The sequence below is a fragment of the Algibacillus agarilyticus genome, from assembly GCF_003286125.1.
Taxonomy (GTDB): Bacteria; Pseudomonadota; Gammaproteobacteria; order Enterobacterales; family Alteromonadaceae; genus Algibacillus; species Algibacillus agarilyticus.
On the sequence record NZ_QMED01000030.1, the window covers coordinates 38586 to 59841 of the forward strand.

Here is a 21256-nt window from a genome sequence, read left to right on the forward strand (position 1 = left end):
TCATATTTTGGCGTTATTAATGAATTAATGCGTCAATCTAACCTTCTGATATTTATATAAATATTAAATTAATTTAGGATTATTTTTATGTATAAAATTACAAAAAAATTAGCACTTGTACCTTTAGCGGTTAGTTTAGCATTAGTTGGATGTGGCCAAGAAACCAGTCAATCTACAAAATCTGCAACACCCACTGTTGAAGCTAAAGCAAGCAGTGCTAAAGCGATCAACAAATCGGCTTTTGATATCGCGACGAGAACCGCACAATGGCAAATCGAGCAATTAGGCAATTTGAGTTATATACCAGAGTCTCACAGAGCTAAATCTGAAAATGCTAAATTTTGGATCCAAGCGGTATTCTATATTGGTTTAACTAAATGGGTTGAAACCTCTAAAGATCAAAACTTTTTAGAGTTTATGGCGAAAATCGCTAAAAATGAAAATTATGAATTATTGTTAGAGCGTCCTTACCATGCTGATGACCATACTATTGGCCAAACCTATTTATGGTTAACTGAACAAACCGGCAATAAAGACGCTTATAAGCCGACCCAAGCCGTATTCGATATGATTTTAGCCAATAAGCCTAACGTCGGTTTAGAAATGCTAGATTCAACGGCATCTGGTCACGGTAAAGTTCATTTAGAAGGTAACTGCCAAACGCGTTGGTGTTGGGCTGATGCCTTGTTTATGGCTCCAAGAACCTGGTTAAAAATGAGTAATGTGACAGGCGATCCAAAATATTTTGACTACGCGGACAAAGAATTTTGGGCAAGTGCTGATTACCTTTTCTCGGATGAATATGGTTTATTCTTCCGCGATAGCCGTTATTTCGATATGAAAAGTGACAATGGCGCACCGGTATTCTGGGGTCGAGGAAACGGATGGGTATTTGCTGCACTTCCGCTTATTATTGATGATTTACCAGAAGGTCATCCATCTCGCGATCGTTACATCGAGTTATACAAGAAAAATGCAGAAGGTTTAATGAAGCTTCAAAGCGCAAATGGTTATTGGCCTGCTTCGTTAATGGATCCAAACAAGGTTAAAACACCTGAGGTGAGTGGTACTGGTTTTATTACTTACGGTTTAGCTTGGGGTGTAAACAACGGTATTTTAACCGACCAAAACTCAAAAGATATTGTTGAAAAAGGTTGGGCGGCAATTGAAAAAGCGATTTCACCAAATGGTCGTGTTAATTGGGTACAACAAGTCGGTAAATCACCTGACCCTGTTAAAGAGTCTGACTCTCAATTATACGGTGTAGGCGCTGTATTATTAGCTGCAGCTGAAATGGCTAAGTGGCAATAAGGTAAGCTGGCTGTGTTAACAGCCTTTAATTGATACACCTAAATTAAGGTTAAAGTAATTATGTTGCTTTAACCTTTTTTATTGATTTTTGAAACACGCAACGGTCAAATTATAGACTGCATAGAATACTTAAACTATGCTTAAACAAGCAAAGGAAAGAGAATAGTAGGTGAGAATAATTTGATGTTAACCCCTCGATTGATGCTAAGACGATTTCACTACAATGTCTCTATTTCAGTGCTACGCGCTGTCATGTTTTTAGTCTTTTCTACTTTTTTATTCAACCCATTTGCATTTGCCGCAATCGATATCGTTAAGCTTAATAGTGGTCATTCTGACAAAGATATTCGCTATCTGTATAATTTAGAGGTTATGCAAAAAGCACTAGAAGCAACACGACTGACACACGGCGATTATAAAATTATCATTACGGATGGCTCAATTCCCAATAAACGATTGTTGCAAAATCTTGAGAGCGGGATGCAAATAAATGCGGCGATGAGTATGGCTAATCAAGATTGGGAAAACCGATTAATATCGATTAAAACACCCGTTAGACAAGGTATTTTTAATTACCGATTGTTATTAGTGAACAAGTTTTCGGTCAACATTTTTAAACATGTTAAGACAATAGAAGATTTAAAAAGATTAAAAGTTGGGATCAGAGATGGCTGGACTACATCAAGAATAATGAAAAAACTGGGTTATAAAGTCACTGATACGTTTACTTACGAATCACTTTTTTCGATGTTAGACAAAGGACGTTTTGATTATGTGCCGCGTGGTGTACACGAAATATATGATGAATTCGAAATTCGGCGTGATACGTTAAAAAATCTTGTCATAGAACCCAATATTGCGCTTTACATGCCAATGCCTAATTATATTTATGTGTCACCCACTGTTCCACACATAGCCAAACGGCTCGAGGTTGGACTGCAGTTAATTATTGAAAATGGTAGTTTAAACCAAACGCTTGAAACGTATTTTGGAGAAGACATTGTTAAAGCGGATATTAAAAATCGCCTTATTTTAGATGTAGGTAATCCATTTTTAGCTGAAGATTATAACCCTGTTACACCTGAATTATGGCAAGGCCTGATTTCTAATCACAATTAATCCCATTAAACTAGAACCATCAAACTAGAACCATCAAACTAGAACCATCAAACTAGAACCATCAAATTAAAGCCATCAAATTAAAGCCATCAAATTAAAGCCATCAAATTAAAGCCATCAAATTAAAACCATCAAATTAGAGTGATCAATTTAGCACCAGTATTAATCCTGTATCTTGAAGTGACTTGGGTTTAAAAGCTTGAGTTAGCAGCGTTGTGAGCAGGTGTTACAAATATGTAGGTAGGAGATATAGACTAAAACCAAAACATACACTTTTTAACTCAGTCTATGTTTTGGCTTTTTTTATCATGCACCGATGCTTATCGGTGATAATTTAATATATTATTTTTGCAGTATTTTACGTGATGTAACAGGATACCAATCCACTAACTTTTGCGATAATTTTGCAACGATTGCCGGGTTGCTTGCCGCTAGGTTATTTTTTTCATGCTCATCTTCTAATAGGTTGTATAACCTAGGACCGCTTAATACATCTTTATGGTACTTTTGATAACTTACATTTTTACCATCGTAACTTAAAATTAATTTCCATTGGCCTTCGATCACCCAGCGGTATAATAAAGTTGATTCAGGGTTATTTAAATCATCCATATCATGAGCAAAGCCTTCACCAAATATAGCATCGCGAGCAATAGGTGAATCGTTTTTCATATCGTCAAATAAATTTTTACCCGGTAAATCGACAGGTATTTCTACACCGGCTGCCCCTAAAATAGTTGGCACAATATCAATACTACTGACAACTTCAGAACGCATTTTGGCTTTTAATTGGCTGGGTAAAGAGAACATAATAGGTGTTCTTACACCACTTTCGCCAGGGCTTTGTTTTGAGCGAGGTAAAAAACGTCCGGTTTGTGTTGGATTAGATACCCAACCATTATCAGAAACATAAACAATAAGGGTATTCTCTTTTAAACCCCGTTTTTCAAGATGGTCGAATAACTCACCGTTGGTTTCATCAAACCATTCAATCATGGCGTAATATTTTGCAATAGAAATAGGTAAGCCTCGGTTTTCATATTTTTTTAACAGACGCGGTGGCGGATTATGCGGAGCATGAGGCATGTAAGGTGCATACCAAACTAAAAAAGGTTTATTAGCGGCGCTGGTTTTATCAATAAAATCGGTAACAGTGCTTAAGCCTTCACGACCTATTTTTAAACCATCATCACCATGACGTCCACCCGGTTGAGGAAAACCGCGTGTCATGCCTTCATCAAAACCGCCACGCTCAAAGTTACCTTCCCACCATTTACCGGTTTGTAACGATACATAACCTTTATCTTTTAATAACATGGGTAATGTTTGTACATTGTCAATTTTTGCAATGATCTCTGCACGTTGTTGCTCATATAGCTTGCCACCTTTACCACCGGGTAATTTGCGTGACGGATCGTTACCTGTGATACCGTGTTCAGATGCGTAATAACCGGTTGCGATTGTCGCAAGTGAAGGGCGACACAATGAGGTAGGCACATAACCACGTTTAAAAGTAACACCTTCATTGGCTAATTTATCTAATGAAGGTGTTTGTACAACTTGATGGCCCATGAAGCTGTAATCATTCCAAGCATGATCATCTGACAAAATAAGCAAGATATTTGGTGGCGTTTCGGCGCTGTTTTCTGTTATTGCAGTTTCAACTTTAGTCGTTGTGATCGGCTGGCTTGTACAAGCAGATGTTAAAATCATAATTGTTGAACATGCGGCGATGGGTAAAGTTTTAAAACGTTTGAGTAACGTTTTAACGGTGTTTAATTTGAGGTTACGCATTGATTTAGTCCTAAATTGATACTGTTAGCATGACTTATTTTTGTTAATCAACTTTATTTAATCCACTAAAATGAATGAATAAGTTAAATAAAAGTGAATAATGTGAGTATATTTGTTTAATTAAAATAGTCAATCATTTTTAGTCTTATTAAATCTTATGTGGTCATTGTTGTGTGTGAAGTCATTTTATCTGGTTAATGTTTATTAAAAATAGGTAGCACTATTGATACCAATGAGAAGTTTTATGGCTATCATATGACGCCGTATAACCCGCTTATACCCAAATAAGCAGCTTTAATTAATACTTCAACTAAATATTTTGCTTCATAAATTTAAAACTCGTTGTCAAAAATGATGCATTAAACACGCATTGTGACTTAGATTTTATCGCAAAAACTTATTTTAACACGCCGTTATATTACATAACCTAATAAAAAAAACTCAATAGTAACAATGATGTATCTCATATGTGACTATATTGTTAATAAAAATGGTTGCATTGTGGTTTTATATGACCGATATTGGTCACATAAATTAGCGGTCAGGAATATAGTCAAAGCGATCGGGTTTTAGGGGAAGCCGTCAAGCTTCGAGACCCCATGAGCATATGCTCTATTATGTGATTGGAGCGAGTAAGCGCTGACAATGAACCATAAAACCTGAGCGAGAAGACTATAACAAACCGTCGCCGCTAAATTTGAAAGAATGGATTACCTGAGTCGTTTATGGAGGACACCCGTGCTAACAATTAATTAATGAGAATAATAAAAGATGATAAAAACATTCACTAAATTATTAGGTACATGTGCCACTTTAAGTTTAATTACGATGTCTGGCGTTTCACACGCTGCAGATTGTTCAAGCAACCCTGTCAATCCAAACGGCAATACCAGTCAGTTACAAAATGCCTTGCAACAAGCGACTAACACCGGTAAGGCGCTTCGTCTTACCGGTACTTACTACATCAGCTCAGATACTAAAGTGTACTTAAAAAAAGATTTAGTGGTTGATGCGACTGGCGCTAAGTTTATTGCGACTTCAAATTTAGACGGTGACATGTTTAGCTTTGACGCGCATACAACTAAATCCAACGAATGTAATAGTGCAAATACGCTAGCTAACTTCACTTGGAAAGGTGGCGACTTTAATATGGCCAATGCAAAAGTTTCTAAAGTTGTGCCTATCACGTCTAAAACGCCAGCGGGTCGCGAAGGTACAGCCTCTACTGCTGATGCATTGTCTATTCGTGGCGCAAATAACAGTAATAATACAAATAAAGTGAACGTTCTATTAATTGAGAATATTACCTTTACCGGTACAAAAAACAGTAATGACCCTTATTATTTAGCGGGTGGTGATAGTGGTATCTTAATGACAGGCACCTTAAAAGCGACCATCCGTAACAACAAGTTTTATGGCGTTAGAGATGCTGCGGTTTATTTATCTGCAGGCGGTGACAGAGGCCAATACGGTGATCACTTTACAATAAGCAATAACCATGTAGAGCGCGCTTATGATGCCTTCACTAGCAAGCGCGGCGCCGACAATATTAAAATGAATAATAATACGATGGATGATGTGATTGTCGGTTTGAGCATTAAAAGAGTCTACGACGGTTGGACTGCAACAAATGTAAAAATATTGAATAATACAATCACTAATGCGGTTCGACCTATTAGTGTAGAGCGAGCTAATAACGTAACGATAACCGGTAATCACATCAGCGGATTGGGGGCTGTAGTTGGCGGTTCAACTCGAGCCACTAATATTTATGGTCAACAATATGAAGGTATCGCGTTAAACGGGGTACAAGGCACTAACCTTGTCTCGGGTAATACCATTAAAGGCATTACTGGGGTGGCAAGCCGAGAATCTGAAACTACAACTTGGGGGATAGTGACTCGAGAAGAAGACGGCCGTGAAACCACGGGTGATACCATCACGAACAATACATTTTCTAAGTTAGATAAATGGGTAAAACGTTTGTAAATACGGTATCACCTGTTTTGGCTAAAGATGAGCTAAAACATTAATTCAAACGGCGATTTCAAAGGTCGATCTAGTCCGCGTTATTTTAAAATGCAAAAAGTATTTCAACCTAACGTGGGCTATAAACTATGGAGTATAAACACGCCCTAGGATTGTGATTACGTTTTATATTAGGCATTGTTAATGTTAGATAATTTTGATCGGTTTTCATTTCTGTTGGGCGGTGTATCGGGCCTTTGCTTTTTGTTATTACTATATGTTTTTTTGATTCCTGACTCGGTTAATATTCAATCAACTGAACCGTTATATAACGCTATTAATATAGAGAGTACACCTGAAAACACAATTGCGAATGAGCGACTGTTAGATGAAAACACAAACAATGAATTAACATCATCAACTTCAGAAGACGAAAACCAAATCGGTCAACAAACAATCGATTGGCAACAAGCCTTAAATCCTAATCTATCGATTGAAGCTTCGTTTGCATTGTCTGAACTTTCATCTTACCAAGCAGCAAAAGAGATCAATCAAAATACAGAGTTGTATAATAACATCATTACGGCCATTCAATTGATGCCACAATCAGAGCAACGCGCTTTTTTACGCCGCACTATTCAAGCGTTAAACCCGGCATTACGCTTACAAGCGAGCCATTCTTTATTAGCGTCTAATCGAGTTATCGATAAAAAAGAGGCCATTTCATTGATCATGAGCTTAGATAATAAATCTGAGCAGCAGACACTAACGCAGCATATATTACAAACCGAAACTCAACCAGAATTGCTCAAGTATATGTTGGCTCATATCAATGCAGATAATGATCAAGAAATTATCATACAAAATGTAGATACTTTAAAAGGTTTTGCAGAATTAAGTCATGATGTACAGGTTAAAGGTTTGGCGATTAAAGCCATGATGCAAGCTGCGCCTAATGATGAGCAAGTGTTTGAATATGTAATCGATTTGGTTAATTCAGCCGAATCGGCCAGCAGTGGCCAAGGTTTGAATATTTTGCATCAGCAACTGAATGATTATCAAGTTGAGCTATCGGCCGAGCAAATTGAACGGCTACAAACGCAATTATCTTGGATAGCTGATGATACAAATCAACTCATTGATAACCGAATTCAAGCGTTGTTAAATTTAAAAGTGCTTAAAACGCGATATTAATCCACAGGGGCATATCGAGATTGCCCAGAGTACTGACTTTTCAACATACTTAGATTGCGCCCTAGAATCATCAAACAATAGGGACTTCTGTGTTCGTTTAATTACCTATTCATTTTTTATTTGTTACGATAATTATTATTGTCATTATGACTTATTGTTGTTTTTAAATCCTATTCTGTTGATTCATATGCGGCTAATATCTGAAATTTCCACGCTTTTTTCATTTAAAGAGAGGTTAGTGATTAACACGATATATGAAAAAATCACATGGTTTAAAATGAGGGGGTTGTTAACTTAACATATCATTAACAAAGGGCTGAGCCTGAATTTTGTCATTTTTATCGCTATCAATTCTTATTAATGTCGCTCGACATGTTTAAATCAAATGACCGTTTAACACGATCAATTCTGCTTGCTCTTTAGGCTTGGCTACTTGCCTTAAAATATTCAATGCATCTTAAAATCAGGAAAATTAGCCAACTTGACACTTGTAATGGTCAAATGTACAACTAGAAGTGTGAGCAAGGTTAACAGTTTAATTATCGTTTATTAGATAAAGCTATTGATAGCCAAGGTTACAAAAATGGGTGGCAAGATGGCTTATATTTAGTCAGCTAACCGGCAGACTAATCTAAAAGTTTGTCGAAGGTTTATTCATACAACATTAATAATAATGAGCAACCTTTATACCCAGTGATTTGGGAGTAGTTAGTTATATGTATGTATATATTCTCAGCATACACGGCTTGCATTAACACCGTTTTCTAATAATAAAATCTACATTTGGAAAAAGCATGATAAAAAATAAAACAACAATTCAACAGGTTAGTTATAAGTGTGCCGCATCATTGGCTTTAGCTGCTACGGTGTGTATGTCATTAAATATGGCTCATGCGGGTGAAACGTTTCAAAACTCTGAAGCGCGATACCCAAATACAGAGCAAGGGTATTTTACTAGCCATTATGAGCTAAACAATGACCCAAATACCTACTTATACACCACCAGTTATACGGCTAGTTATATCCATATGACGGGTAGTTCACAAAATGTAGTATCGGGACGTGGTTGGCAAACCGGTCACCAATGGCGCAAAGTGAATTTCAGTATTAATAATTATAACCCAGATGATAATGGGCAAAAGTCGGTATTTGCTTTGTACGGCTGGACCAAAAGTAATAACACAAATTATGATGGTATGGCAGAGTACTACATCATGGATAAATATAACGGCTGGTACCCTGAGCATCAAAATGATGATGGTCGTGATAATGGTGCTCGATGGTTAGGCTCTAAAAATGTCGATAACGCCCGCTATGATTATTATGTATCAACCCGAACTAACAAGCCTCATGCTTATGGCGCAGGCGGCACAACGTTTAAACAATACTGGGCGGTGAGAGATTACAATAATCAACGTGATAGTGGCGAAATTAATGTAGGCCAACATTTTCAAATGTGGAAAAACCCACAAGAATACAAGCACGAAGCTTATCCGTATATTGGTAACTGGCATTATCAAATATTTGGCATTGAGCTTATTGGTGGTGGCGGATCTGTAAACCTAAATGCGTGGTCGACTAACTAATTTAGCATAAAAAAATCCGATGATATTCGTCATCGGATTTTTATTAACTCACTTAAATTAAGCAGACTTTAATTGATTAAAAAACACGATACGCACTTTTAGTTTTGCTTGGCGCGCTTAGCTTTTCGTGTTTGTAGGTTAACGAATCTCCGTTACCTATATAAAGTTCACTGGCTTTACCCGCAGCATTAACGGTGATCACCGCAAAATGACCTTTAAAGTAGATGCCACGCGTTTTATCTTCATATACATCATTGATATTTTCTTGTGTCAGAACATACTGAGTGATTTTATGACCTTTAAGGTTTAACGTCACTTTTACTCCTTTAAATTGGTCACCAGCCATTAATCGTTCAGTTGATTCAATAACATAACCTTCGTTGCCCGTTGTCGATTCATACACCACTGCAAAAGGGTTTCTCCATGCATCACCTTGTTTACGCAGCGCTAAGGTCGGGATAGGTTTTTTATTATACGGTTTTGCTGCACCGTAAGCTTTTGGGGCGGTTGCTTGCGTTACTTCTATTGCCAAACCTGCAGGCATAATCGCGCGCATGCTTATGGGTTGATCCGTTAACTTAGCGGCAGTAAAAGTCGCTTCAAACGGTTGGTCAGATTTGGCATGAGTTTTAACATTTTCAAAAAAATGCCAACCGGGATGACGGTATTTTCGTTGTAATGTCCAAGGTAATTCTGCTGATGCTTTATAGCGTTCTGGATCACTTTTCATTTTTACGGCTTGATTGTTTGAACTAATCACCAATTTTTCGCCAATATTATGATAAAGGTAATCATGATATTGCGCAGCGTAATCACTTTTTGCTCTGAAAATATCAAGGTAGTAACCTTGTGTATCACTCACCTTTATTAACGCCATCGTTCTTTGATGTTTTGCCGGTGCGACAAGATTAAATTCATCATAAAAAGCAGAGGTGGTAAATGAATGGTTAGGTGAAACACCGGGCTCGCCATAATTAGGTTCTAACGCAATCGCTTCAACTTTATTGATACCTAGGTTTATCCAACCGCCTTTTGAAGCCGAAGCGCCATTACTAATGACGGTGTTATGGGCTGCAAATATACGATGATAATTTTCGTGTAGGTCTGTGCGGTATTTACTTTTACCGCCATCAACACCTAATACGTAGCCTTGTCCATATAACTCCATGTCCATACCCGATGCATGACCATGAATATAAGAGCCACCAGCAACAAAGGCCATTAAACTATTTTTAACTGGATCTACCGAGCTAATATTGCGTTGTATATTCATACCGGCAAATTCTAATCGTTTAGTGCGTGGGCGAGGGGGCGCTACATCAACATCTGCATTGCTATTTATTTTGTTACTAAACCAAAGCAATTGAGTGGGTGTGTAATAAGGTGCCGCTTTATAAGAGCGTTTATGTAAATGACCTCGATCGTAAACGCCTTTTTTCAAACTAGATGATAAGTAATTGCCAAATTGCGAAATTTGTTCTTGGTTATTATTTAACTGGGCCAACAAAAATGACATTTCTAATGCTGAATATTCTATTTCATATTCTCTGTGACCATCGCCAATAAATGGGTATTCTTCATTAGGGTATTTTAAATTGTAATAAGACATAAAGGCAGCAGGAATATTTGGGTGTTTACTGCCCAGTTTTAAGCTTGAGTCGTATCTGTCTAACAAGGTCATTAAATAAATAGAGAATGAAGCCACATGGCGAGAATACCCCATCGATTCAGGCCAAATATCGCCTTCATTTTCAAAGCTCTCGGCTATTTTCTTTAAAGAGGCTTGATGTTTAGTATTTACATGCGTGTAGAAAGGCAGATTTTTTGTGATATCAGCAGCGCTGTCGAGCGCCAAAATATTATGTACTAAACTTGATGATTCAAGTACCGGCCAGTTTGAATCTAATAAGCCTTTATTCAGTGCTAACCAAATATACGTTTTAAACGTAGTTTGTGCATCGTCAAAATTAAATTGAGTCAGTTTAGCTGAGGCAAGATCGTAAACTTGGCCACCTGATTTAAGGTAGTTATAAACGAAATCATAAATGACAGGAAGTTGAGCGCCTATTACACGTGCTTCGTAAAGGTGATCGGTCGGAAACATCCAGCTCGAATTCATCGGCCCTTTGCGTTGAACTTCCATGCTTTTTAATGCATTAATAACGGTATAAAGTCTATCTGCGCCACAGGCTGCGTAGCGATTTTCTTGTGTTAAGTAATATAACACACCACAATCTACGCCATCTTGTAATGCTTTAACAACCTCTATTCTTTGTGCATTGGTGCCGCCACCTTTAACTCTAAATTTAGGGAGTGTCGGGGGTCGTGTTTTATCTTTAAACCAAATTAAGGGCAACGATTCAAGGTGAGTCCGACGTGTTTGTTGATCATCCACGGCTAAAGAATCGACTCTGTTTTTCATTTCATTAAATAATGATTGAGCCCAAGGTTCTGTTTTTATTTTGTCTAGTATTTGCTGACGTTCAGTATTTTTAACCCAAATAGAAGGGCGCTCAATTTCTGAAGCCTGAAGAGTGAAGGGGGCTAGTATAATAATAGATAACAATATCATGTGTTTGCGGAGCCAATTAGTTTTTTGTTTTGTCCGGCATGGCTTGTTAATTGGTTTATACATTTGAAACCTCTGACTGTATTTAAAGAACATAAAGCTAATGTGTTATCATTTTAGTTCAATATCGGTCAAAATGATAACAGTATTAATACAACAATTAGTAATAGCAACAATGACTGACCCACGTTTATCTATTACTAAAGCGGTTATGTTTAACTTGATTTCAGGTTAGGTTATAAAATCAACTTTGACCGCTATTCAGTTCAATTCAGTTTTACAGTTTTCAACCTACACTTAACGTAATAACAACTGTGCATTTGATTTTTTATGGCCTTATATAAATTGCTTTGTCGATGTCCTTGATGAGTAATAATTTGTTTAAAATATGTTAATATTGATATATAGTGATTTGTATTGATTGTTTATGCTTGTTCGGTGTGTGTTGCCGAGATTGAATGACAAATAAGGTTAATGAATAAATGATTTCAAGACGTAATTTTCTTTTAGGTTCAGCGGGTGTTGCGGCTTTAAGTGGTTGCTCGCAATTTGCTTGGCTCGATGCTTTAAAGCAAGAATACCCAAATGTACTCATGCTTATTGTTGATGATTTAAATGATTGGGTAGGGGCGATGAAAGGGCACCCTAATGCTAAAACGCCTAATATTGACCGTTTAGCGAGTAATGGCACGCTATTTATGAATGCCCATGCTTCTGCTCCTTTATGTGGCCCTTCACGTGCCAGTATTATGACAGGGTTAGCCCCTACTACCACCGGGATTTACGGCCATATAAAAGATAAAGATATTAGAGAGGCACACGAAAAAACAAAACATGTGACCTTTTTAAGTGAATATTTTAGAGAGCACGGTTATTACACATCGGCGGTTGGCAAAGTATTTCATCAACGTGTGGTTGATGGTAGCTTCGATGAATACGGCGGGCGTGTTAAAGGTTTTGGTCCTTACCCAGAAAAAAATATGGTTTGGGATGATCCTCGTACCAATACGGATTGGGGGGCTTTTCCTGAAAAAGATGAGCAAATGCCAGATTATGATTCAGCAGAGTGGGTAGTAGACCAGCTTTCGCGTGATCATGACAAACCTTTCTTTACGGTGTGTGGTTTTATTCGACCTCATGCTCCGTGGCATGTACCACAAAAGTGGTTTGATATGCACCCAACTGAAGACATCGTTTTACCGCCTTATTTACGAAATGATCTAGATGATGTGCCAGATATGGCTAAGCAAGTTGCTGATCACCCGATGATGCCTACCACCGAATGGGCAATCAAAAATGGTGAATATCGTAAAATTGTGCAAGGGTATTTAGCGAGTGTATCCTTTGTTGATTCGTGCATTGGTAAAGTCATGGATGCACTAGAAAATAGCCAATATGCAGATAATACGGCCGTTGTGTTGTGGGGCGACCATGGCTATTCAATTGGCGAAAAAGAAAAATTTGCAAAAATGTCGTTGTGGGAACGCGCAACCCGTACCCCACTAATTATCAAGCCACCCAAGTCAAAAGGTCAGCAGGTGAGTAATAGGCCCGTGACGCTGTTAGATTTATACCCAACATTACTAAAAATGTGCGGTTTACCGGCTAATCCAAATGTTGAAGGTAATGATCTAACCCCATTACTAAATGATCCTAATGCTGAGTGGGACAAAGTGGCTGTGACAACTTATGGTGCTGATAACCATGCGATTAAAACCGATCGTTATCGCTACATACACTATGAAGATGGTTCTGAAGAGTTATATGACCATAAGTTTGATCGAGATGAATGGCGTAATTTAGCGGCAGATCCGGCATATAACGATATTAAACAGAAGTTAAAAGCCCATGTGCCTAAAAATAATGCGCCTTGGTCTAAAAAAACGTATTACAACGGCAACCAATATTTTTTACAAAAAACGGAAGAAGCTGGCGCGAAAGGGCGGATGTAAATTGTTTTTTATTTGATAGTACAAAAATGCGAGATGGTATTAATCACATCTCGCATTCTTTTATACTTGCTCAACCCACTTAGGTTTACTTTAATTTTTTACAACGATTGACTAAATAAAATCAAGTAAAATTATTCTGCTTTAGTCGGTGCTTCAACAATAATCACTTGCACACCTTTGCTTTCAAACGATCGCAGTACTTCTCTGTCGGCATTTGAATCGGTTATTAATATATCAACCTCATTCAAAGGGCAGAATATAAAATTACTACGTTTGCCAATCTTGGTGCTATCAGCGAGTACCACTAATTTTTCAGATTGTTTTTTTAGTTTCTGTTCAGAACGAATCAACAACGGGTCATTTTCCATAACACCAAAATCACAGATACCCGGTGTGCCCATAAACATATATTCGCTGTGATAGTTTTCAATACCATCGTTGTCGTATGAACTTAAAATAATGCCTTGCTCACGATAGATTTCACCACCAGCTAAAGAGACTTGATTGTTAGTCGTCTCTGTAATTTGACCGGCTAAAACAAACGAGTTAGTTAAAATATTGAGTTGCTTGTCGGCTAAAAACTCACCCATCATAAACGTTGAGCTACCGCCATTAATAGCAATAAAAGAGCCATCTGAACATAATTCAACAGCACGTTGTGCAATTAAACGTTTTACATCTGCTCCCTTTTCTTTATCCGCAAAAAAGACCGAACTGGCTATGTGTTTTTTCTTAACGCCGCCATCAATGGCTTCTGCTCCGCCGCGTATCTTTATTATTTCACCACGTGTTGCCATTTTTCGTATGTCACGACGAATGGTGGCTTCAGACGAATTTAACTTTTCAGTTAAATAAGGCACGCTGGCATACCGTATTTGGTCAAGTATATCTATTATCAATTGCTGACGGTGTTTTTCTAACATAATTCAATATTTCCTTAGTGAGCGGGCATTACTAAATATAATTTTATAGTCATATTCTATCGATTTAATCATATATATACAATTAAGATTATTTTCATTCGTATTTGATTTTTATGTTAAGTTTAAGTTGTTGTATATAAAGGTTTTTATGGTATTTCAAATATAGTAAAACCAAATAGATATAGTCAGATTACCCTGCAATAAACCAATATAAATCATTTTGCTACGGTATGCTGTTTATTATTAAAGCTTAAAACCTATACTTAAACTGCAAGGTGAATGAAAAAAGATTTAAATCGAGCCGAATGTAATCAAGCTTGATTGCGCTTATATTAGCGCCTGTTCACCTTTCAAGTATAACTAAGCTGAAGGCCATTTGAGTTTATGGCAAGGCAGAAGAAGTAACGCCATTAGAGCGACTGACAGCAGCTAGAGTGATCGAAGCTCGAGAATAAATGGATATAGCCTTTCGGGAAAAACCTTAAAGCTCTCACTCAGCGTTGCTCGTCATTCATTTAAGCCATTTTTAACAGATTCCGTTCTTTTATAACCTTGTCGATTTTCAATAATACCAATTCATATAAATAAGTGATATCTCAGAATGCATCCAGCGGTTTTTGAACAAGGCGTCGGTGTACAGGAATGGTTGTTCCCTTTCAAATACCGATAACGCAGGTCAAAAGCCGCTGGGGCATTCCTTTCAGGCGAGTTTTAAATGCGCTTACTCTGTGTTGCTCGACCTCAAAAGAGCACCACTATTCTTTCATTCAAACGCCTTGATTATGCGCATTTAAACGCTCGCTGAGTGGGCACTTATTATTACGGATTGGTATAAATTGATCTTAACAACAGGGTGAGGTGCACAAGCTCACGGCTACTTACAAAGATTGAAAGTAGGTGAACTATCGCATTTTGAAGGACATGAATTTACAGACAAATTTATAGAATTTAAATCAAAAAATCCGTGTTAGTATTTTCAGTACCAACACGGATTTTTAAATGTTACTTGCGTATGTATTATTTATTTAGGACAAGATCAAACGGGCGTTAATTCTGGTTGAATACTTTCAGTTTTAGCCTGGCCAGCTAAACATATTTGCTCAAATGATTCGGCTTTAAGTGAGGCACTACCCACCAAAAAACCATCAATGTCTGGTTGAGCAATTAGCTCGTCTGCATTGCTTGCATTCACACTGCCACCGTACAAAATTTTAAGACCACTAAACGCAGCGGCATCTAAACCGTTTAAATAATTACGAATAATTAAATGAATTTCTTGTGCTTGTGCTGCGGTTGCTGTTTGTCCGGTACCGATAGCCCAGATAGGTTCGTAAGCGATAACTACCGATTTAAAATATTCTAAGCCAACAATATCAATAATGTATTTGATTTGGCTAAGTATGACGGCTTCAGTTTCGTTGTCTGCTCTTTGTGTTAATGTTTCACCAATACAAAATACTGGTGTTTGTTTAGCATTAACGATTTGTATGATTTTTTTCGCGATCTCTTTATCGTTTTCATTGTAAATGCTTCGGCGTTCAGAATGACCAACCAATACATACTGACAATCAAACTCAGCGAGCATATCAATGGATATTTCACCTGTATAGGCACCTGATATTGCTGAACATACATTTTGAGCGCCCAGCTTAATTTGACTGGTTTCAATAATATCTTGCACTTGAGATAAATAGACAGAAGGTGGACAAATAACAATATCAGTATTGTTAGAAATCTGTGTTGAACCCATCAATTTAGTCAATAAATTATAATTAGCGGTGATGTCACCGTTCATCTTCCAATTGGCAATAACTAATTTTTGTTGCATAACTAACCTAATATTAATGTGTGATAAATACATATATGACCATAGGTGGTTAAAATACGTCATATGTGGTCATGTGTCACTTTTTTGTTAAATATTCTGAAAATTAGTAATCCTGATATGCAATTTCATTTTACCTTTTTATGATGAATATTGTTCAATAACGAAGAGAAATAAACTGGGTCAGTAACTATGGTTTTGTCGGGTTCTTGGTGTATATCATTAAGGGGTTATAGTATGACTTGATTGTGACTTATAGTCTTCTCGCTCAGGTTTTAGGGACCAGTTTCTAGTGCCAGACGAAACCGAAGTACTTACACCCATGTCAGCAAAGCCTATATTAAAGCTAAAGGGTTAAGAAAAGTGTTGATGTTAAAGGCTTGCGTTCAAAACGTTTGTGTAAAAACAAACAAAATAATCAATACGCCGACTTTAATTGAAAGTGCAACATTTTTGAAAGAGAAAGCGATCAAAAATAAAAGCGATCAAGAATAGTGGCTGTAATATACCCAAGTTACTTCTCCGTGCGAATTCAGCATCTTGAAGTCACTTGAGTATATAGTGACTATTTATTTGCCTGATCAAACTTTTAGTCGATCATTCTATGTGTTTAATCTAAATGAAAAACATTAGCTAGATCTGTTACTACGGGTGAATTATCAGCATTAGTTTCCATAATATCGCCCATAAACGCCCACCACTTCTTCACTATTGGGTCTAATGGCAAGGTGTCCATACCATGATCAGTTGTGCGTTTTAACACGGCAAAAAGTTTATTTGAACTGCTTTCAAAAAAAATAGAATAATCAGACACGCCTGCTTGTTTTAATGCGGTTACAAGTTCTGGCCAAATTTCATCATGACGCTTTTTATATTCAACTTCATGACCAGGTAATAAGGTCATTACGAAGGCTATTTTTTCCATGGGGTTATCCTCAATATACAAGTTGCACCAGCCAAAAAGCTGAGCCAGTAAATAAATATTATTGATTTATTATGTACCTTGTTGATTGTTACTGCAATATAATACTGTCAGTATAAAAAATATGAGTCAGTTAGAACATCAATATGATTTATCCAATTCCTCTCCTTTTGCATTGATAAACATAAAAGCCTATTTTAAACACAAATCAAAGTTAGATCTTACATTCAAAGATATTTGTTGTTTTTCAGTTAGATAGAAAAATAATCATGTATAAAACAACGCGATATAATTGAAAAAACACTGACTAGCACTCAGTTAACTTACTTATCTGTACACTTTAAATGTTACAAAAATGAGTCATAAATAAATCCTTTATGTTTATTATTTATAATGATTTGACTTAATATGATTAATAATGCTTGAAAAATTAGTGTTTGCATGTACTATTAACTTATTGAAGTTTATATACCCCCTTAAATAGATTAAGTACGGAGCATAAAAGCAAATGCCGATCAAAAAAAATGAATTTCGCCATGTTGATTACAACTGGGATGATGCTGTTGCGGATACGTTATCGCCAATCGAAAGTTTAGTTTATCGTTCTAATGTTTTAGGTGCAGACCAACGCATTACGAATACGGGCGGCGGTAACACGTCAGCCAAGCTTATCGAGAAGGACCCATTAACGGGTGAAGACGTTGAAGTATTATGGGTAAAAGGCTCTGGCGGTGATTTACGCACATCAAAAGTCGAGAATTTCTCATCATTATATCAAGGTAAATTAAACGCCTTAGATGCGACTTACCAAGCGCGTGATGACAAAGGTTATAAGCAAGCAGGCGAAGATGCGATGATTGGCATGTATAAGCACTGTAACTTTTGCTTAAACCCACGTGCTTCGTCAATTGATACCCCATTACATTCAATGATTGCTGAAAAGCACGTTGACCATTTACACCCTAATGCGGTTATTGCAATCGCGTCATGTAAAGACCAAGAAGCCTTAACCGAAGTGGTTTGGGGCGGCAAGATGGCTTACGTACCGTGGATGCGTCCGGGTTGGGAAGCGGCTAAGGTGTGTGAAGACGCCTATGCAGCGAAGCCAGACAGTATTGGTATTTTATTAGGTCAGCACGGCCATACCAACTGGGAATCAGAAAGTAAAAGTTGTTACGAAACCTCGTTATGGGTGATTGAAACGGCAGCTCGCTATATTGAAGAGCACGACAAAGGCGATATGACCTTTGGTGGTGCAAAAGTTGAAAGTTTACCAGAAGACGCGCGTACTGAATTATTAGCTAAATTTTTACCGGTAGCCCGTGGTATTTTATCAAATAAAGTTAAATTTATTGGTACGGTGCAATCAGATGAAAATGCATTACGTTTTGTTAACAGCGTTGATGCACCGCGTTTAGCGAAGTTAGGCACGTCATGTCCTGACCATTTCTTACGCACTAAAATCCAACCGCTTTACATTGATTTCGACCCGAAAAACGACAGCTTTGACACCTTAGTTGAAAAGCTTAATGCGGGTATCGAGCAATATCGTGTTGAATATGCTGAATATTACAACAACTGTAAGCGTGATGATTCACCGGCTATGCGTGACCCAAGCCCAACGGTTATCTTAATCCCAGGTGTGGGTATTATTGGTTGGGGTAAAAACAAATCAGAATCACGTGTAACCACTGAATTTTATAACTGTGCGATAGAAGTGATGCGTGGTGCAGAAGCGATTAGCGAATACACGGCGTTACCACAGCAAGAAGCGTTTGATATTGAATATTGGGCGCTTGAAGAAGCTAAATTACAGCGTATGCCAAAAGAAGCGCCATTAGCGCGTGACGTGGTTGTGGTTGTCGGTGCAGGTGATGGTATCGGTAAAGAAACCGCATTCCGTGTTGCCAAAGAAGGCGCACATGTGGTTTGTGCTGATTTACGTTTTGAAGCGGCACAAGCAACGGCAGATGAATTAACGGCCATTTATGGTCAAGGTATCGGTGTTGCCGGTACGGGTATTTCGGGTTGTGGTCCAGCGATTGCGCAAGCGGTAAATATTACCGAGCGTGATAGCGTGCAAAAAATGTTTGAGCAAGTGACCTTAGCTTATGGTGGTATTGATAAAGTGATTGTCACGGCGGGTGTTTTCCTTGCGCCGGGTCAATCGGGTATGAGTGACGACCAGCAATTTGATGTGAGCTTTGCGGTTAATGTTAAAGGCGGTTATATCGTTGGCACCGAAGCTAACAAGATATGGCAAGCGCAAAACTTACCGGGTGCGTTAGTGTTAACAACGAGTGTTAATGCGGCGGTTTCTAAGAAAGGTTCATTGGCTTATGACACCAGTAAAGCGGCCGCTAACCACTTAGTGCGTGAATTAGCGGTTGAATTGTCACCGTTAGTGAACGTGAATGGTTTAGCACCCGCGACCGTTGTTAAAGGCAGCACCATGTTCCCACGTGACCGTGTGATAGCGTCATTAACTAAGTACAACGTTGAATTTACTGCGGATGATTCAGATGATGAATTACGCGATAAGTTAGCGATGTTCTATGCTCAACGTACATTAACCAAACAACCGATAACCCCGGCCGACCAAGCGGAAGCGGCTTACTTAATGGTTTCAGGTCAGTTAAGCAAAACGACAGGCCAAATCATTAGTGTAGACGGTGGTTTACACGAAGCGTTTTTACGCTAAGCCGTTTTTACCCGAGTGATGTTCACGGCACGCTAAAAAGCGAGCAGAGCCTGACTTGGGTAAACAAGACAACCGATATTAGGAAACATAAAAATGACTCAACGTATAGATAAAGGCCTAATTGCAGAAGAAAATGCAAAATTAGAAGGCTTCTTAAAAGAAGATTACGCGGCTTTAGGTGCAAAATTAGCGCGTGAAAACATCAATATTGACGACATCACGGCCAAAGCGGAAACGTTTCAAATTGCGGTACCGTCATGGGGCACTGGCACCGGCGGCACACGTTTTGCCCGTTTTCCAGGTGAAGGCGAGCCACGCAATATTTGGGAAAAACTAGAAGACAGCGCGGTTATTAATGATTTATCGCAATGTACCGAGCGCGTATCACCGCATTTTCCGTGGGATAAAGTGGATGACTTTAGCGAACTTAAGCAAACGTCAGATAACTTAAACCTAAAATGGGATTCGATTAACTCGAATACATTCCAAGACCAACCGGGTCAAGAGCATAGCTTTAAATACGGTAGTTTAAGTAACACCAGCCAAGCTTCACGTGATTTAGCGATACAACACAACTTAGATTGTATTGAATACGGTAAAGCATTGGATTCAAAAACGTTAACGGTTTGGGTTGGCGATGGTTCAAATCATCCGGGACAACAGCATTTCCAAGGCGCGTTTGAGCGTTACTTAGAAAGCATGAAAAAAATCTATGCGGGTTTACCGAGTGATTGGGAACTGCATATCGAACATAAAATGTTTGAGCCGGCGTTCTACTCAACGATTATTCAAGATTGGGGCAGCAACATCTTAGCGGCGATGGAATTAGGTCCACAAGCTAAATCATTAGTTGATTTAGGCCATCACGCGCCAAACGTGAACATTGAAATGATAGTGTCGCGTTTAATACAATTTAAGAAATTAGGTGGTTTCCACTTCAATGACTCTAAATATGGCGATGATGATTTAGACAGCGGTAGTTTACACCCGTATCAACAGTTCTTAATTTTTAATGAATTAGTGGATGCAGAATACCGTAACCAAGAAGGTTTTGGCCCGAACTACATGTTGGACCAATCACACAATGTGACAGACCCAATAGAAAGTTTAGTTAATTCAGCGGCGAGCGTACAACGTTCATACGTATCGGCTTTGATAGTAGACCGTGAGAAATTAACAGGTTACCAAACTGAAAACGATGCCTTGATGTGTAGCAATACATTGAAGCATGCGTTTACGACAGATGTATCGCCTATTTTAGCGATGGCGCGTTTACGCAAAGGTGGAGCGATAGACCCAATCGCGGTTTACCGTAAATCAGGTTACCGAGCGCAAGCGGGCGTTGAGCGTCCTAACAGTGGCGGCAACGGTTCGGGTATTGTTTAAGCTCGA

Annotated in this window: 13 protein-coding genes; 8 read left to right on the top strand and 5 right to left on the bottom strand. The window is 38.2% G+C overall.

What is annotated here, in order from left to right; all coding sequences use genetic code 11:
• Positions 1-87 precede the first annotated feature (87 nt).
• Together DPX34_RS17860 and DPX34_RS17865 are read left to right on the top strand one after the other, a co-directional pair.
• Complete coding sequence (locus DPX34_RS17860; protein WP_111979803.1) at positions 88-1311, top strand: glycoside hydrolase family 88/105 protein; 1224 nt, start codon at positions 88-90, stop codon at positions 1309-1311.
• Positions 1312-1494: 183 nt separating this feature from the next.
• Positions 1495-2430, top strand: coding sequence for a substrate-binding periplasmic protein (locus DPX34_RS17865; RefSeq protein ID WP_111979804.1), 936 nt, complete (start codon positions 1495-1497; stop codon positions 2428-2430).
• A gap of 342 nt (positions 2431-2772) precedes the next feature.
• On the opposite strand, the gene DPX34_RS17870 is transcribed toward DPX34_RS17865, so the two are convergent.
• Positions 2773-4224 (bottom strand): sulfatase family protein, encoded by a 1452-nt coding sequence (locus DPX34_RS17870; RefSeq protein ID WP_232824793.1) that lies wholly within the window; start codon positions 4222-4224, stop codon positions 2773-2775.
• Between the two features lie 771 nt (positions 4225-4995).
• Here DPX34_RS17870 and DPX34_RS17875 point away from each other — a divergent pair.
• From DPX34_RS17875 to DPX34_RS17885, 3 genes are all read left to right on the top strand, one after another.
• On the top strand, positions 4996-6213 hold the full coding sequence (locus DPX34_RS17875; RefSeq protein ID WP_111979805.1) for a right-handed parallel beta-helix repeat-containing protein: 1218 nt from the start codon (positions 4996-4998) through the stop codon (positions 6211-6213).
• Between the two features lie 183 nt (positions 6214-6396).
• Positions 6397-7386: a hypothetical protein gene (locus tag DPX34_RS17880; RefSeq protein ID WP_111979806.1), complete on the top strand. Its 990-nt coding sequence runs from the start codon at positions 6397-6399 to the stop codon at positions 7384-7386.
• 794 nt (positions 7387-8180) lie between these two features.
• Positions 8181-8972, top strand: a complete 792-nt coding sequence (locus DPX34_RS17885) for a glycoside hydrolase family 11 protein (RefSeq protein WP_111979807.1) — start codon at positions 8181-8183, stop codon at positions 8970-8972.
• 76 nt (positions 8973-9048) lie between these two features.
• Here the strand turns inward: DPX34_RS17885 and DPX34_RS17890 are convergent, their stop codons facing one another.
• Positions 9049-11544 carry an endo-acting ulvan lysase-like protein gene (locus tag DPX34_RS17890; RefSeq protein WP_232824794.1) on the bottom strand — a complete coding sequence of 832 codons (2496 nt, stop codon included), beginning with the start codon at positions 11542-11544 and terminating at the stop codon, positions 9049-9051.
• A gap of 479 nt (positions 11545-12023) precedes the next feature.
• Between DPX34_RS17890 and DPX34_RS17895 the strand changes: the two genes are divergently transcribed.
• A complete protein-coding gene (locus DPX34_RS17895; protein ID WP_198673751.1) occupies positions 12024-13493 on the top strand; it encodes a sulfatase-like hydrolase/transferase in 1470 nt (489 codons plus the stop codon).
• 131 nt (positions 13494-13624) lie between these two features.
• On the opposite strand, the gene DPX34_RS17900 is transcribed toward DPX34_RS17895, so the two are convergent.
• The 3 genes from DPX34_RS17900 to rhaM all read right to left on the bottom strand — a co-directional run bounded on the left by DPX34_RS17900 (position 13625) and on the right by rhaM (position 17166).
• On the bottom strand, positions 13625-14416 hold the full coding sequence (locus tag DPX34_RS17900; RefSeq protein ID WP_111979809.1) for a DeoR/GlpR family DNA-binding transcription regulator: 792 nt from the start codon (positions 14414-14416) through the stop codon (positions 13625-13627).
• 1036 nt (positions 14417-15452) lie between these two features.
• Positions 15453-16244, bottom strand: a complete 792-nt coding sequence (gene tpiA / locus DPX34_RS17905) for a triose-phosphate isomerase (RefSeq protein WP_111979810.1) — start codon at positions 16242-16244, stop codon at positions 15453-15455.
• Positions 16245-16851: 607 nt separating this feature from the next.
• Positions 16852-17166 carry an L-rhamnose mutarotase gene (gene rhaM / locus DPX34_RS17910; protein WP_111979811.1) on the bottom strand — a complete coding sequence of 105 codons (315 nt, stop codon included), beginning with the start codon at positions 17164-17166 and terminating at the stop codon, positions 16852-16854.
• Between the two features lie 505 nt (positions 17167-17671).
• Between rhaM and DPX34_RS17915 the strand changes: the two genes are divergently transcribed.
• Both DPX34_RS17915 and rhaI read left to right on the top strand, forming a co-directional pair.
• Positions 17672-19864 (top strand): bifunctional rhamnulose-1-phosphate aldolase/short-chain dehydrogenase, encoded by a 2193-nt coding sequence (locus DPX34_RS17915; protein ID WP_111979575.1) that lies wholly within the window; start codon positions 17672-17674, stop codon positions 19862-19864.
• 93 nt (positions 19865-19957) lie between these two features.
• Positions 19958-21250: an L-rhamnose catabolism isomerase gene (gene rhaI / locus DPX34_RS17920; protein ID WP_111979574.1), complete on the top strand. Its 1293-nt coding sequence runs from the start codon at positions 19958-19960 to the stop codon at positions 21248-21250.
• Positions 21251-21256 lie beyond the last annotated feature (6 nt).